This window comes from Coralliovum pocilloporae, assembly GCF_030845175.1.
GTDB classification, from domain to species: domain Bacteria; phylum Pseudomonadota; class Alphaproteobacteria; order Rhizobiales; family Cohaesibacteraceae; genus Coralliovum; species Coralliovum pocilloporae.
Map to the genome: position 1 here is coordinate 2,420,060 of NZ_CP132542.1, position 16,129 is coordinate 2,436,188.

13 protein-coding genes are annotated in these 16,129 nt (G+C 56.6%); 8 read left to right on the plus strand and 5 right to left on the minus strand.

The window, feature by feature from the left end; genetic code table 11:
* Positions 1–2: 2 nt before the first annotated feature.
* Complete coding sequence (locus RA157_RS11160; RefSeq protein WP_350333199.1) at positions 3–848, minus strand: EamA family transporter; 846 nt, start codon at positions 846–848, stop codon at positions 3–5.
* Between the two features lie 36 nt (positions 849–884).
* Positions 885–1,790 (minus strand): LysR substrate-binding domain-containing protein, encoded by a 906-nt coding sequence (locus tag RA157_RS11165; RefSeq protein WP_350333200.1) that lies wholly within the window; start codon positions 1,788–1,790, stop codon positions 885–887.
* A gap of 136 nt (positions 1,791–1,926) precedes the next feature.
* Here RA157_RS11165 and RA157_RS11170 point away from each other — a divergent pair, with 136 nt between their 5' ends.
* The 6 genes from RA157_RS11170 (at position 1,927) to RA157_RS11195 (ending at position 10,185) form a co-directional block, all read left to right on the plus strand.
* Positions 1,927–3,126: a 2-aminoethylphosphonate--pyruvate transaminase gene (locus RA157_RS11170; protein WP_350333201.1), complete on the plus strand. Its 1,200-nt coding sequence runs from the start codon at positions 1,927–1,929 to the stop codon at positions 3,124–3,126.
* 95 nt (positions 3,127–3,221) lie between these two features.
* The gene (phnA, locus tag RA157_RS11175) at positions 3,222–4,496 is read left to right on the plus strand and encodes a phosphonoacetate hydrolase (protein WP_350333202.1); all 1,275 of its coding nucleotides are present in this window, start codon (positions 3,222–3,224) and stop codon (positions 4,494–4,496) included.
* Between the two features lie 12 nt (positions 4,497–4,508).
* Positions 4,509–5,966: a phosphonoacetaldehyde dehydrogenase gene (gene phnY / locus RA157_RS11180; RefSeq protein WP_350333203.1), complete on the plus strand. Its 1,458-nt coding sequence runs from the start codon at positions 4,509–4,511 to the stop codon at positions 5,964–5,966.
* Positions 5,967–6,062: 96 nt separating this feature from the next.
* Complete coding sequence (gene pbfA / locus RA157_RS11185) at positions 6,063–7,439, plus strand: (R)-1-hydroxy-2-aminoethylphosphonate ammonia-lyase (protein WP_350333204.1); 1,377 nt, start codon at positions 6,063–6,065, stop codon at positions 7,437–7,439.
* Between the two features lie 45 nt (positions 7,440–7,484).
* Complete coding sequence (locus RA157_RS11190) at positions 7,485–8,840, plus strand: amidase (RefSeq protein ID WP_350333205.1); 1,356 nt, start codon at positions 7,485–7,487, stop codon at positions 8,838–8,840.
* The gene (locus tag RA157_RS11195) at positions 8,827–10,185 is read left to right on the plus strand and encodes an NAD(P)/FAD-dependent oxidoreductase (protein ID WP_350333206.1); all 1,359 of its coding nucleotides are present in this window, start codon (positions 8,827–8,829) and stop codon (positions 10,183–10,185) included. Before RA157_RS11190 ends, RA157_RS11195 begins: the two co-directional genes overlap by 14 nt.
* Before the next feature lie 29 nt (positions 10,186–10,214).
* On the opposite strand, the gene RA157_RS11200 is transcribed toward RA157_RS11195, so the two are convergent.
* Together RA157_RS11200 and RA157_RS11205 are read right to left on the minus strand one after the other, a co-directional pair.
* Positions 10,215–11,828, minus strand: coding sequence for a B12-binding domain-containing radical SAM protein (locus RA157_RS11200; protein ID WP_350333207.1), 1,614 nt, complete (start codon positions 11,826–11,828; stop codon positions 10,215–10,217).
* Positions 11,829–11,928: 100 nt separating this feature from the next.
* Positions 11,929–12,846 carry a LysR family transcriptional regulator gene (locus RA157_RS11205; protein WP_350333208.1) on the minus strand — a complete coding sequence of 306 codons (918 nt, stop codon included), beginning with the start codon at positions 12,844–12,846 and terminating at the stop codon, positions 11,929–11,931.
* Between the two features lie 125 nt (positions 12,847–12,971).
* Between RA157_RS11205 and RA157_RS11210 the strand changes: the two genes are divergently transcribed.
* Entirely contained in the window at positions 12,972–13,694 is a 723-nt protein-coding gene (locus tag RA157_RS11210) for an SDR family oxidoreductase (RefSeq protein WP_350333209.1), read from the plus strand.
* Between the two features lie 46 nt (positions 13,695–13,740).
* On the opposite strand, the gene RA157_RS11215 is transcribed toward RA157_RS11210, so the two are convergent.
* Positions 13,741–15,162, minus strand: coding sequence for a tetratricopeptide repeat protein (locus RA157_RS11215; protein WP_350333210.1), 1,422 nt, complete (start codon positions 15,160–15,162; stop codon positions 13,741–13,743).
* A gap of 297 nt (positions 15,163–15,459) precedes the next feature.
* Between RA157_RS11215 and RA157_RS11220 the strand changes: the two genes are divergently transcribed.
* Positions 15,460–15,912 (plus strand): hypothetical protein, encoded by a 453-nt coding sequence (locus RA157_RS11220; protein ID WP_350333211.1) that lies wholly within the window; start codon positions 15,460–15,462, stop codon positions 15,910–15,912.
* Positions 15,913–16,129: the final 217 nt, after the last annotated feature.

The following is a 16,129-nucleotide window of genomic DNA, read 5'->3' on the forward strand; positions in this document are numbered from 1 at the left end:
TACTATTTTGCCAGTCTCAGCAGCGCCGCCCCGGCCAGTGTAATGAATGTGGAGATAACCTTGGTGAGGTTCAGCTTCTCCTTGAGGAAGAAGACCCCGATCAGCAGCGCGAACACAATACTTGTTTCCCTGAGCGCTGTGACCATGGCAATCGGTGCCTGGGTAAACGCCCAGATAACCAGAGCATAGGCAAGAAAAGATGCCGGACCTCCCAGCAGAAAACCCAGGCGGCCATGGACGGCAATGTCGCCTAAAAGGCGAGGGCGACGACTGATCAGGACAGCCATGAGCAGAAGACTGTTGGAAATGTTCATCCAGCCGTAAAACCCGAGGGCTGTGCCCGCTTCCCTTGCGCCGATCCCGTCCACAAGAGAATAGCTTGCAATGAAGATGCCCGTCATCAGGGCAAGGAAGCCTGCATGATGATTGCGCTGACCCTCACTGCGCCGAACGATGCTGAGGCTGATAATCCCGAGCCCGATCATCAGGATGGCAAGGCCTTCCTGAAATCCCATCTCAACCCCGAGAAAGAGGACGGATGCAGCCGCGACCAGCAACGGCGCGCTGCCACGGGCAATCGGGTAGACCTGTGTCAGATCGCCAACCCGATAGGAGTTCAGCAGGAAGAGCTGATAGCCGGTATGCAGAACGGCGCTGCCAAGAATATAGGGCAGGCTGCTCAAATCCGGAGCGGGTGCAAAGAACAGTGTCAGCACACCGAGTGGAAAATACCCGGCAACCACAGAGGCCATGCCCAGTTCCTTGTCAGCACTTCCCTTCACCACCGCATTCCAGACTGCATGCAGCAGAGCGGCGGCGATAATCGCGGAAAAAACAAGGCCGGACATGATGGGGTCTCCAGAACGAGTAGGGGGCGAACGCTATCACAGCTTTCCGATTACGCCAGTATCTTTCATTCCGTCTGCCTTCATGGCTTCTTCGGCCACATCAAAGAAGGCGCGGACCAGCCGTCGCCGGATACGCGGGGCCGGGCAGACCATGGATTGCTCCATGGTGATATCCGTATCGGCGATGGAAAGGGCTTTCAGGCGCGGGTCCGGGCCAAGCTCGGGCAGGGAGACCACACCATAACCAACGCCTGTGGCGACGATTTCCCGGACGGCCTCCCGGCCTTCAGCCTCAATGGCGATATGTGGCTCAAGACCGGCCTGCTCTGCTGCATCCATATAGAGTTTGCGGGTCTTGGACTGCGGTTCACGCAGGATCAGGGGCCATGCTGCAAGTTCCCGAAGCGAGACCTCTGTTCTCGCGGCCAGAGGGTGATCCTGGGCGACAAAGGCAATCACCGGGTCTGACCTGAGCCGCTGCACATAGAGACTCTTGTCATCGGGCAGGTCAGCCAGAATGCCGATATCGGCCTGAAAGCTGAACAGGGCATCCACAATCATTGGTGAGTTGCCCGACTTGAGGGTGAGCGTGATCTGCGGATAGCGCTCCTGGAAACGGCCAAGAATAGGCAGGATATGACCGGCTGAGTCGCTCATCAGATTGAGGTGGCCGCTGCGCAGCGCTCTTGTCTCCGACAGGATTTCGAGCGCTTCCGCCTCCGCTTCAAACATGCGCCCGGTGCTTTGCAGAAGCTTGTGTCCAAGCTCTGTTAGTCGGGTAACCCGTCCCTGGCGACGGAACAGGGTCACATCATAGGCGTCTTCCAGCTTGCGAACCTGATCGGAGACACCGGGCTGGGTCAGGTTCAGCGCTTCGGCGGCCTTTGAGAAACCACCGGAAATCGCCACATAATGAAAGGCACGGAGCTGGGCATAGCGCATGAGATCAGTCCAATATGACAATATAACTTTGAGCGATAGATATCATAGATAATAACGATTTTACAGATAGAACAAGAATCGTCATTCTGACTTCAGATCACATATCCATCCGTTGGCCTGAACCAAGGACAAGAGAATGCTCAAGGAAGCCGTATCCGAGATGAACTCCTTTCCGGACCCCGCTCTTGGCGAACCGTTTCTGCTGACCCCCGGTCCGCTGACAACGGCCTATGAAGTCAAGGAAGCCATGCTGAAGGATTGGGGCTCCTGGGATGGAGACTTCCGCGCCATCACAGCGTCCATCCGGCAGAAACTGCTGCAGTTGGCTGATGCCGAAGATGAATTTGTCTGCGTGCCGATGCAGGGTAGCGGTACATTCTCAGTTGAAGCGATGCTGGGGACCTTCCTGTCCTGGAATACCAAGGCGCTGGTTCTGCTGAACGGTGCCTACGGCAAGCGGATTGTTGAAACCCTTGAATATCTTGGTCGTGACTATGTTGCCATCGACAAGGGTGATTACCTGCCGCCGCGCGGTGAGGAAGTGGAAGCCGCTATTGAGGCAGACCCGTCCATCACCCATGTGATTGTTGTGCATGTTGAAACAAGCTCCGGTATCCTCAACCCGATTGAGGAAATTGCCGAGGTGACAGAACGGCTTGGCCGGACCATGCTGATCGATTCCATGAGCGCATTCGGCGCCATGCCAATCGACTTCAAGAAAGTCCGGTTTGATGCACTGGTGTCATCAGCCAACAAATGTATCGAAGGCGTTCCTGGCTTCGGTTTTGTTCTGGCCCGTCGTGAAGCGCTTGAAGCGTGTGATGGTAACAGCCACTCACTCAGCCTCGACATCTACAAACAGTGGATCCATATGGAGAAGACCGGTCAGTGGCGTTTCACCCCGCCAACGCACACGGTCACGGCTTTTCTGACCGCGCTTGAACTGTATGAGCAGGAAGGTGGCGTCGAAGGGCGGTACAATCGTTACCGGACCAACCGCGATACACTTGTATCCGGCATGCGGGCGCTGGGCTTTGAAACGCTTCTGGATGACCGCTGGCTGTCACCGATCATTGTCACATTCTTCTGCCCGGCAGATCCATCCTTTGACTTCAATCGTTTCTATGAAGGAATGAAGGATCGCGGCTTTATCATTTACCCAGGAAAGCTCACCGTCGTCGACAGCTTCCGGGTTGGCTGCATTGGCCGGATGGACAATGACATCATGGAACGCGTGGTTGAAGCAGCCCGCGCCACACTGGCGGATATGGGTGTCGAGAATGCCGCGCCACCGGCTTTGGCGCTGGAAGAACGCGCCAAGCTGCTGAACAAGTAATAGAACGCATTCCCGAAGCCTGGGAATGCCTCAGAATTTGCCCTGAATGATTTGCAATACCTGGGACCCAACCCGGATTGCCTTGGAGAACAGAGATGACCGCTACAGAAATCGTTACCGTAAATGATCGCGTTTATGCATGGCCGAAAGTTCCGGCCATTGCCATTTGTCTGGACGGCTGTGAGCCAGCCTATCTGGATGAGGCCATCGACGCCGGTCTGATGCCGACCCTGAAAGCGATCAAGGAGCGTGGCACGGTGCGCACCGCGCACAGCGTGATCCCGAGCTTCACCAACCCGAACAACATGTCCATTGCCACAGGCCGCCCACCGAAAGTGCACGGCATTTGCGGCAACTATCTGTATGAGCCGGAAACCGGTGAAGAAGTCATGATGAACGATCCGCGCTTCCTGCGTGCACCGACCGTCTTCAAGACCTTCTACGATGCCGGTGCCCGCGTTGCTGTGGTAACCGCCAAGGACAAGCTTCGTGCACTGCTCGGTCATGGACTGAAGTTTGATGATGGTCGCGCGATCTGCTTCTCATCCGAGAAGTCAGACACCGCCACAAAGGCAGAGCACGGCATCGACAATGCCAGCGAGTGGCTGGGCCGTCCGGTTCCTGAGGTTTATTCCGCTGACCTGTCCGAGTTCGTCTTTGCGGCAGGCGTCAAGCTGCTGAAGGAATTCAAGCCGGATGTCATGTACCTGACGACCACCGATTACGTGCAGCACAAATATGCGCCGGGCGACAAGGAAGCCAACGACTTCTACGAGATGTTTGACAAATATCTCACCGAGCTGGATGCTCTGGGTGCGGCAATTGTTGTGACCGCTGACCACGGCATGAAGCCGAAGCACAATGCAGATGGCTCCCCGTCTGTGATCTATATCCAGGACCTGCTGGACGAATGGTTCGGCGAAGCGGCTGCACGCGTGATCCTGCCGATCACCGATCCTTATGTGGTTCACCACGGCGCTCTGGGATCCTTCGCAACAGCTTACCTGCCTGCCGGTGTCGATGCTGCTGAAACCTGCGCACGTCTGGCCGCCATTGACGGTGTGACGGTTGCTGTTACCAAAGCTGAGGCCTGCGAGCGGTTCGAACTGCCGGAAGATCGTATCGGCGATATTGTTCTTGTCTCCGGCGAGAACATCACCCTCGGTACCAGCGAAGACCGTCACGACCTGTCTGCTCTCAATGAGCCGCTGCGCTCCCACGGTGGTCTCACGGAACAGGCTGTTCCGTTCATCGTCAACCGCGCCATGGCTGATCTGGGCGATGCTCCGTCCCTGCGCAACTTTGATGCATTCAATGTTGCTGTTGCCGCTGCCGCACTCGGTGGCGACGCCGTTGAAGCCGCAGAATAAGGAGCGCGTCTGATGAACCAGCCAGCGCTCAAGCAGGAAATTCGTCACGAAGGCATGCGCATCGGTGGTGAGCATATCTTCACCGATAAGGTGGTGGAAGTCCGCTACCCTTATACAGATGAAGTCATCGGCACCGTCCCTGCGGGGACGGCCGAGCACGCCCGCAAGGCTTTTGAGATTGCGGCCAACTATACCCCGACACTGACCCGGTACGAGCGCAGCCAGATTCTGCGTAAGGCAGGCGACCTGATCGGTGAACGCCGTGAGTTCCTCGCCAAATGGTTGACGCTGGAGCTGGGGATCTGTCATCAGCACGCGATCTATGAGACAAAACGTGCTCAGGATGTCTATCAGTTCGCGGCAGCCGAAGCCCTGAAAGACGATGGTGAAATTTTCTCCTGCGACCTGACCCACAACGGCAAGGCCCGCAAGATTTTCACCACCCGTGAACCGGTCAACACCATCAGTGCCATCACCCCGTTCAACCATCCGCTGAACATGGTGAGTCACAAGATTGCCCCGTCTATTGCGACCAATAACTGCATGGTCTGTAAACCGACGGAGCTGACCCCGCTCACGGCAATTGCTCTTGCAGATATCCTGTATGAAGCTGGTCTGCCGCCCGAGATGTTCCAGGTTGTCACGGGTCTGCCGCAGGACATCGGCGAAGAGATGATCGTCAACGAGAATATCGACATCATCACGTTTACCGGTGGTGTGCCAGTGGGCAAAATGATTGCGTCAAAGGCGGTTTACAAACGTCAGGCTCTGGAGCTTGGCGGTAATGATCCGCTGATCGTTCTGAACGATCTGTCTGGTGCCGATCTGGAGAAGGCTGCGACCATTGCTGTTGCCGGTGCAACGGGCAATTCCGGTCAGCGGTGTACGGCCATCAAGCGCATTCTCGTGCAGGAAAGCATTGCTGACGAATTCGTGCCGCTGGTTCTGGAAAAGGCCAAGAAGATCAGGTTCGGTGACCCGCAGGACCCGGCCACAGAGCTCGGCTGTGTCATTCACGCACAGGCCGCGGAACTGTTCGAAAAACGGGTTTACATGGCCGAGGAAGAGGGGGCGGAAATCCTCTATCATCCGGGTCGTCAGGGCGCTTTGCTGCCGCCTATCGTTGTCGACAGGGTTCCTCACTCAAGCGAACTGGTGATGGAAGAGACCTTTGGTCCTATCGTCCCGATTGTTCGCGTGCCGGATAATGATGAAGAGGTGATGCGGATTTCCAACTCCACTGCCTTCGGTCTGTCATCCGGTGTCTGCACCAATGATTTCAATCGCATGCAGGCCTTTATCAAGGGTCTGAATGTGGGCACGGTGAATATCTGGGAACAGCCCGGTTACCGGATTGAGATGTCTCCTTTTGGCGGCATCAAGGATTCCGGCAATGGCGTCAAGGAAGGCGTCATCGAGGCCATGAAGTTCTTCACCAACGTCAAAACGTTCTCTCTGCCCTGGTCCTAGAACAGGGCGAACTTGAGCCGGTGGGGAAACTCACCGGCTTTTTTTATGGGGCTTTTTTATGGGGGCTGGCACGCCCTGAATCACAGGAGAGGTCTGATGGCTGAGTCGGAACGCCATACGCAGGATGGGTTTCTGTCTGAGGGCGAGAGCAATCGTTCTGAGGCGCGCGCCGCATGGCGGGCACGCAATGAGGCATCCAGCGACCCGCTGATCGAACGGGATGCCAGAGCCTTTCTGCATCAGTCCCTGTCGAGCCCGGTTCTCTCCCGCATTGTCAAGGCAGAGGGGATCTGGATTGAGGACAGCGCCGGAAACCGATTTATGGACTTCCATGGCAACAGCGCACATCACATCGGCTATGGTCATCCGGAACTGAAAGAAGCCATCCGCAGGCAGATGGACGAGCTGCCCTTCGCCCCGCGCCGCTTTACCTGTGAGCCTGCCGTTGAGCTGGCCGAGAAACTGACAGAGCTGGCTCCTGCCGGACTGGACAGGGTTCTGTTCACCACTGGCGGTTCGGATGCCATTGAAGTGGCGCTGAAGACCGCCAGAGCCGCCACCGGGCGGTTCAAGACCGTATCATTCTGGGATGCCTTCCATGGGGCCGGTTTCGGTGCAGCCAGCGTTGGCGGCGAACAGATTTTCCGCTCCCATATTGCAGGTCCCCTGCTGGCCGGAACAGAACATGTGGCGCCCTTTGCCTGCTATCGCTGTCCTTACAAGCATCAGGGGCCGGATACCTGCGGCCTGGCCTGTGCCGAGATGCTGGCCTATGTGCTGGAGCGGGAAGGGGATGTGGCAGCCGTCATCGCTGAACCCATGCGGGCTGTGCCCTATGTGCCGCCTCCCGGTTTCTGGAAGCGGGTCAGAGAAGCCTGTGACCGGCACGGCGCTTTGCTGATTTTCGACGAAATCCCCACCGGCCTTGGTAAGACCGGAAAATTCTATGCCAGTGATCATGACGGTGTGACGCCGGATATGATTGTGGTCGGTAAATCGCTCGGTGGCGGCATGTTGCCAATCGCGGCTGCTATCGTTCGATCCGATCTCAATGTGATGGGTGAATTCGCCATCGGCCATTACACCCATGAGAAAAACCCGGTAACGGCCCGGGCCGGACTGACCACAGTCCAGATTATTGAGCGTGATGGTCTGGCGGAGCGTGCTGCAAGGCTTGGGCAGGATGTTATCCACCGGCTTGAAGAGCTCAAATCCATATGTCCGATTGTTGGTGATGTGCGTGGTCGCGGTCTCTTGTTCGGCGTTGAAATTGTTGAGCCGGACGGGAGCCGAAAACCATCCCCTGAACGGGCGGAAGCCATCTATTATGCCTGTCTGGATCAGGGATTGAGTTTCAAGATCAGCATGGGCAACACACTTACTTTGTCGCCGCCGCTGGTCATTTCCGAGACGGATCTGGAACGGGCTCTGAGCATTCTGATACAGGCAATCAGGGACAATTCCGACGCGTGATAGGTTTCGCTGGATTTATTCTGACGACGCGATACGATTTCGACCATGATATCTGAATCGCTCGAAACACTTGCCGAACGTCTGGCCACTGGACAGGAGACATCCTGCAGCCTGGTGGAAGCCTGTTTTGACCGGATGTCGGTTGAGGGATCAGGCGCAGGTCGCACATTCATTCAGGTCAACTGGCACCGGGCCTTTGCCGAGGCCAAGGCCATGGACCGGCTGAGGATGGAAGACAGCCATCCAAGCCGGTATGCGGGTATCCCGATTTCCGTCAAGGATCTGTTCGATGTGGCTGGAGAGATCACCCGTGCCGGGTCTCAGGTCTTCGCCAGCAGACATCCGGCAGAGCGTGACGCGGTCGCAATCCGGCATCTGCGGCAGGCGGGCTTTGTCTTTGTCGGTCGTACGAACATGACCGAATTCGCCTATTCCGGTCTCGGGCTCAATCCGCATTTCGGAACGCCACTGAGCCCCTATAATCGGGACATTGGACATATCCCCGGTGGGTCCTCATCCGGTGCTGCTGTGTCTGTGGCAGACGGATTTGCCATGGCGGCAATCGGTACGGATACGGGTGGTTCCTGCCGCATTCCGGCAGCGTTCTGCGGTGTTGTAGGGTATAAGCCGACCGCCAGCCGTATTTCTCGCGACGGCGTGGTGGCGCTCTCCGACTCTCTTGATTCTGTTGGTCCGTTTGCAGCCGATGTGAGGTCCGCCCAGATTCTGGATGCGATCATGGCCGGAGATCCAATCCCGGAGGAAAGCCGGAGGCCGCTGTCATCCTTCCGTTTTGCTGTTCCCACCTCGCTGGTGCTGGATGGGATGGACGATGCCGTCGCCGGAGCCTTTGCCCAGGCAACAGCGGCTCTGAGAGCCTTTGGTGCGACGGTTGATGAGTTTTCGATACCATCGCTTCTGGACCTGCCACAGATCAACAGCAAGGGCGGGCTTGTGGCTGCAGAGGCCTGGCATGGTCACAAGCCGCTTCTGGAAGCACGTTTCGATGATTATGACCCGAGGGTTGCCGGCAGGATGATGAATGGCAGCCATCAGACAGCAGACGATTACATGACCTTGCTGGATGAACGTCGCCGGGTGATTGCGGAAGTCAGTGCGATGATGGAAGGCTACGACGCCATGCTGATGCCGACCGTGTCGATCACACCGCCCGCGCTGGCGCCGCTGCTTGACGATGATGACCATTATATGGCCACCAATCTGCAGGTGCTGCGCAATACATCTGTCATCAATTTCATAGATGGCTGCGCGCTTTCCCTGCCGATCCATGATGAGGGCACGGCACCTGTCGGGCTGATGATCGCGGGGCTTTCCGGAGCGGATCAGACCGTTTTTGCCGCGTCCCTTGCCATTGAAAGACAGCTTCATGGCAGCGGTTGAAGGGCGTCTCTACGACCCTCTGGCCTATGATTCATCAGAAGAGGTTGGCAGCTTCTGGCAGGATGATGTGGCAGCACCCCGTCCGGTCTGCCCGACCCTTGAAGGCGACACAACCGCAGACGTGGTGGTGATAGGAGCAGGCTACACCGGGCTCCATGCAGCACTGCAGCTAGCCAGAGTTCATGATCGCGATGTGGTGGTGCTTGAAGCGGGCTCTCCCGGTTGGGGAGCCTCGGGCCGCAATGGCGGCTTTTGTTGCATGGGCGGCTCAACGCTGTCGGACAGCCGGATGGCTCGGCAGTTCGGTGAAAGTGCCTTACACCAGTTTGAGCAGGCGCAGATGGAGGCTGTATCCTTTGTCCGGGGTTTTCTTGACGAGAACCGGATTGATGCGGATACCCATTCAAGCGGTGAGTGGCAACTGGCTCACAAGAGGCACCATGTGCCCGGCCTCGAGGCCGAAGCTGAGGCCCTGAAGGCCCGCCACGGGCTCGATGCCCGCGTTTTCCCGAAAGAAGCCCTGCACGAACTGGGCATGGCCGGACCTGAATTCCACGGCGTGCTGCATGTGCCCGTCGGCTTTGCGTTGCATCCGTTGAAATATGCGCTTGGCCTGACAGAAACCGCCCAAAGGGCAGGGGTTCGCATCCATGGGCAATCCGAGGTTCTTGGGCTTGAGCGCGACGGAGAATTTCACCTTGTGAGAACCGCGCGTGGTTCTGTTCGTGCCCGTCACCTCCTGATTGCCACCAATGGCTATGTATCCGAGGCAACGGTTCCGGCACTGACCGGGGTCACCCTGCCGGTGATGTCGAACATCATTGTCACACGACCTCTGACAGACAGTGAGAAGAAAGCCCAGGGCTGGTGGTCCGATCAGATGGCCTATGACACCCGTCGCCTTCTGCATTATTTCCGGCTTCTGCCAGATGGCCGGTTCCTGTTCGGCATGCGGGGCGGAACAGATGCAAGCGGCTATGGCATGGTGCTCAACGAGGTGCGGATCAGGCGTCATTTCGATCGCATGTTCCCCAAATGGCGAGATGTGGAGCATACGCATTTCTGGGCCGGTCTTGTTGCGATGACCTGGAAACAGGCCCCTTATCTCGGCCCGGTTGACGGGATGGAGAACAGCTGGGGCGCATTCGCCTATCACGGCAATGGTGTAGCACTTGGAAGCTGGTCCGGCCGGATGATTGCTGACCAGATTGCCGGTACAGCCTCACCGGATGCGATTCCCGTTGTGATGCGAGCGCCCCCTCAGACTTTCCCCCTGCCAGCCCTGCGCCTTCTGGCCCTCCGCACAGCTTATCTGGGCTACACGATCCGGGATGAGTGGTTGTAGAAGCGTGGTTCTTTGAAGGTTCTGGCGCTCTATTCTGCGGCACTGTGAACTTGGCGGGCCGTTTCCGGCGTTGCGCCGCTGGCGAGCTGGGCAAGCTGAGCATCCATCCGTTCCACGACGTAAGTGGAGTAGCCACCGAGATGCGCATAGAAGGCCGTCAGATAAAGGCAGGCTTTCAGGGCTTTAGGTTTGGTGAAAAGCAGATAACCCAACGTCTTCCAGAATTCCTTGCGATAGTCTGGATAATCCCGGTTGAACCGTTTCATCAGGCGAACAAACTGTTTGGCATCGTTCTTGAAACAGGATCGGCGAATAACCTTGCCATTTTCACCTGAAAGATTGAGCCTTTTTATGAGCGCTCGCAGGCGACTGAAATAGGCTTCGGGAGTATAGATACGACGAACGATATTGGCATAGTCCTGAATGATATCTTCCCGCGGGCGAAGGGTTTCAAAATTGAGCCCTGCTACACATTGATCGGACCCGTGTTCGCTGCTGTGGATCTCGAAGGCATCAAACAGGCGCCCTTCTGTTTCCAGGCGTCGGGTCAGTTGCGTGTTGGGCAGGGCGTAAAGCAGTCCCGGCATGGCTACAGGGATTGAGGCATCTTCAATCAGATCGACAATGGGATCTTCAACGGAATGACGCTCCTCATCAAACCCGACGATAAATCCGGCAACCGCGACGATCCCGGCATCGTAGATGGCCATCAGGCTTTCCGTGATATCCCGGCGGGTATTCTGTTTCTTCTGGGTGGCGTTGAGGATTTCAGGGTCAGGGCTCTCGATGCCGATAAAGATGATAAAGAAATTGGCATCCCGCATCATCTCAAGAAGCTCGGGGTCGTCTGACAGGTTCAGCGAAGCCTCGGTTGACAGGAGAAACGGATAGCCGTGATCCTTCTGCCATTGAATCAGGTGCGGCATGAAAGCCTTGATAGCTTTCTTGTTGCCGATGAGATTGTCATCGACAAAATCCAGATGCCCGCGAAAACCCATTCTGTAGAGCTGGTCGAGTTCTGCCAGGACCTGGGTCGTGGTCTTTGTGCGTGGTCGACGGCCATAGAGTTCGATGATGTCACAGAACTCACATGTGAATGGGCAACCGCGTGAGAACTGGACGCTGATCTTGGCATAATTGCTGAAGCGCAGAAGATCGTAACGCGGCAGTGGGGTTGTGGTCACATCAGCTTTGAACTTTTCGTCTTCGAAGTCGCCGGTCCGCTCTCCCCGGTTCCAGGCAGCAATGAAATCCTGAATGGAGTGTTCTACCTCTCCCAGCACACGGAAATCCGCGTCCTTGTAAACCTGGGGGCTTGAGGTGGCGTCTGGACCACCCACCACCACAGGTACACCAAGTTTCTTGCAACGCTTGATCAGGGCAAGACAGGTTTCCTGTTGGGGCATCATACCCCCGGTCATCACCATATCGGCGGCACAGATATCCTTGTCATGGAGCGGGGAGATATTACAGTCAATCAGCCTGACGGACCAATCCTCTGGCAGCATGGCGGCAACTGTTATAAGCCCAAGCGGTGGTGAAGGGTATTTTGCACCGACGAGACGGCAGCTTCGTGTGTAGCACCAGAACGAGTCTTCGCTCGACTTCGGGTAAACCAGCAGCACTTTCGGTGGCTTCGCCATGTTAGCCCCTCTCCCATTCCCCTCGTGGCAGCCTGATTTTATTATGGTCAGCCAACTTCACCCTAGCAGATACCTTCCAGGGAGTCAGGCGCAGGCGAGATCACGATGTTGAAAGGGTGCCCGCAATTGCTGCTTCATAGGTTTTGCCGAATTGCAGCCTCAGGAAGTCCATCAGTGCGCGCACGCGACGGGATTGATGTTTGAGGGGCGGGCAGACGAGTGAGAGCGGGGTCTGCTCCGACCAGTCAGGCAGGACCTCGATCAGGTCACCTCGGGCAATATCCGCTTCCACATAAACATCAGCCAGTCGTGTGACGCCCAGACCGGCAAGAGCTGCCTGCCGCATGACACGACCACTGATGACCTTGACGCCTTGCTGGACCTTGACCATGTGCCGCTCGTCCCCGCGCGCAAGGACCCAGTGATCGATGCTGCCATAAATGAGGGGCAGGGTTGCAAGGTCGCTTGGCTCACGGATTGGACCATGCTGTTTGAGAAAGTCCGGGCTGGCTACATAGCGGGTGGTGATGGTTTGCAAGGTCCGGGCAATCAGGGTGGAATCGGGCATCCGGCCCATACGCAACACCAGATCATAGCGCTCGGCGATCAGATCAACGCGGATGCTTGAGAAATCCAGATGAACCACAAGGCCCGGATGCTGCTTCTGAAAGGCGATCAGGAGAGGGGCGATAATATCCTCACCGATCAGGCCGCCGACCGCATTCATGTGAATGGTGCCTTCCAGCCCTTCCTGTGACTGTACGGCCCAGTCCCGGGCATTTTCCAGCTGTTGCAAAGCCTGTGAACAGCGTTGGTAATAGCCCTTGCCGATGTCGGTCAGACGCAGTTGCCGGGTGGTCCGGTGAAGCAGTTGCACGCCAAGTTTTTCCTCAAGGTCAGAGACATGCTGGCTGAGGCTGGTCTTGGACAGACCGGCACTGTCAGCCGCTGCAGTGAAGCTGCCATGCCGGGCGACTTCGATAAAGGCACGGATGGAACGCCAGGAGATATCGTTCATTTTATCCAAACAATCATTTCTGATTAGGTATATATATCACCATAATAAACGAGCCTAAAGTCCTTTTAACACAGACAGATGACCAGCGGGATGCCGTGGTCAAGACGAATGGAAGGACAGCGATTATGAGCAAGAAACTTGTTGTTATCACCGGTGCCAGCTCCGGTATTGGAGCAGCTATGGCGAAACGCTTCAGCGAGGCCGGGCATCCTCTGCTTCTTGTGGCCCGTCGGGTCGAGAAACTCGAAGCTCTCGGTCTGCCAAACACGCTCTGCCGCCAGGTGGATGTCACCAGAACCGATGACCTCAGACAGGCCATTCAGGAGGCTGAGGCCAGGTTTGGTCCTGTCGACTGCCTGGTAAACAATGCTGGCGTCATGCTGCTGGGACAGGTGGACACCCAGGATGCAGAGGAATGGCAGCGCATGTTCGACCTGAACGTGTTGGCCCTGCTCAGAAGCATGCAGATTGTTCTGGCTGATATGAAGGCCCGGAACGAGGGGACGATCCTCAATGTAAGCTCTATCGCCGGTAAGAAATCCTTCCCCAATCACGCCGCCTATGTGGGAACGAAATTTGCGGTTTCATCAATTACCGAGAATGTCCGGGAAGAAGTGGCCGACACCAATGTGCGGGTTATGTCAATCTGTCCGGGCGCGGTTGAAACCGAACTTCTGGGCCATACAACATCTGAGGATATTATCAGCGCCTATGAAGACTGGAAAACAGCCATTGGCGGTGCGCTTGTCGCTGACGATATTGCCAGAGCTGCAGCGTTCATGGTGTCCCAGCCACAGAATGTAAATATCCGCGAGCTACTGATCACGGCAACACGCCAGCAGCCATAAGTAAGAACGAGCGGGTTCTCAGGAACCCGCTCGTTAAGGTATCGGATCAGGCCGCGCGGAGCGTTTCCACCCGGGCTTCGGCACGGGCGGCATTGCTCTTGTCGCCGAGGCCGCGGAAGGCGCGAGCCACATAGGACCAGTTCTGCGGGCTGGTGGATTTGAGTGCGGTCCGCTCATTGGCAAGACCAAGAGCCAGATCAAACCGCTTGGCACGCAGGGCCGCTTCCAGAAGGGTCCAGCCGATCACATCCCGCTGGGCAAAGCTGCCTCCCAGACGATGGGTCATGTAGCGCACGGGCAGCAGCCGATCGACGCAGGATCCATAATCGCCCTTGTGGAAATCCCGCATGGCCAGGCAGAACGGCATGCCGATTTCCCGGCTCATGGCCACATTGGCGTCTGATGCGCTTTCCACATAGCGCTCATTGGCGGTCAGAAGTGCCGTCTGTGCGTCTGCCCGCTCATCGGACACAAAGGTCATCATGGCGTGTACGTCGTTAAAGGCGTAGAGCGTATCCTGCGCGGCGGGCTCCCACTTGTTGGCGAGGCGTTTCCAGCGGTCTCCCACATTGACATCCAGCAGTCTTAGCCGCCAAAGAAGAGCGGAGGCATCCAGCTCTTCATATTTATCACCGGATGTATCAGCAGACGTCAGGTGCTTGTCGTAAATATCCAGCACGCCATCCACATCGCCGATATCCAGATGGAACAGCGCCGTGTGCCACCAGAGGTGATTGGCGAAGTTTGATGTGCCCCAGCGATCCACCTGATCGGCCATGAAGCGGATGCCGCCGCCCTGGCGACCTTGCATCTCCATCACATGGCTGACGGCGTGCACCGCATACGGGTTGTCCGGGCGCAAGGCAAGCGCCTGCCGTCCCATTTCTTCGGCCTGATAGAAGTCGCGGTTTTCCTCAAGACCGAAGGAATAGAACCCAAGGACAAATTCATAACCCGGGATGGTTTCGTCCCAGAGATTGAAGACGCGTGCCACCACATCACGCTGGCCGACTACGTCGCCCAGCAGCACGTCGGTGAGGTGAACCAGCGCCAGTGCAAACAGATCATGCGGATATCGGGTGAGGACTTCTTCCCATTTCTGTACGGCGCCGAAGAAATCGCCATGCAGCCAGCACTGCACTGCGGCCAGGTGACCAAGCTCACGATCATTGGCGTGTGGTGCCAGACGTTCAGCGGCTTCGGCAGCAGCGACCATTTCGCTGTAGATACGGGTTTCCATGGCCTGGGTCATCCAGCACGCCTTGAACAGATACCCCATAATGAAGTCCGGATGCGCGTCCAGTGTTGCATTGATCTCGGCGATGGCATCACCGCGGAACGCCAGCGCATATTCCAGCGCCCGTTCCAGCCCGTCAATGGCATCCTGATGCGATGTGGAGACCGGAACGCCACGACAATCCTTGCGGGATACCGATACAACAGATGAGGGTCTCGAGCGGTCAGTCATTTTTGTCTCCGGCCATACCTGTAACGCGTCATGCTCTGCCTGAAAGTTCTTTCTTGAGGGAATCGCAAGCACGACTTGAGTGTTGCTCAAATATCTGGCTGCACAATAGGGCGGAAGCACGGCAAGAGCCACAAAACACCAGCAAAATTTTTTGTGATCAGGCGCTGGGTGCAAGCCTGATCTCATGACGCCTTGATTGAAAAGTGCGTTTGCTGAGTAGATTAACTTTAAAATTGAAATTTGACATATTAATACAATTTAATATTGTATTAAATCTACTTTAAATGGAGGGAAACAATGAAACGACTATTGATTGCTTTGTCTGTGCCGCTTCTGGTTCTTGCTGGCGGGGCGCATGCTGCAAATCTCGACAAGCTCAGCAGGCCGGGCGCGCTTCAGAGTATGGAAGATGGCATGAACAAGAGCATGATCGCCATGCTCTCTCGGGCGCGCAGTTCGATTCAGAAATCTGATGGCAAGAATATTCTGATGGGCGTCAGCTGTCCCAAGGCTATGCTGGCTCTCGCATCCATTGCCGTCGGTAACGTGGATAAGGAAACCGGGACGCGTCAGTTTCTGGCTGGCCTCGTCGAAGACCGGGAGGAAATGCTGTCTGACAGGATCAAAGGGCGCAAGGGCCTGAACCTGATGGGCGCAAACATCTCGCTCGACTTTACCCTCGCTGGTGATGTGTCAGCGGAAGATCTGATTGCCGTGATCGAAACCGGTCAGGACTTTCTGGCGCGATAAACTCCCGGCCATCCACAAGTGGGATGATGCCAGCTTCTATATAAGCCACCCTGGGGCGGAACAAGCTCTCCGCCCCAGGAGGGGGAGAAAGAGGCGGTGCTGCTTTGTCTGCCTCCACAACATCCCCCCTGCCTCTGCGCCACCCACAAACTGTGATCCCGGACAAGCGCAGCGCAGAGCCGGGAACCAGAGGCGGCAAGTGCTAAGTGCGCGGTAC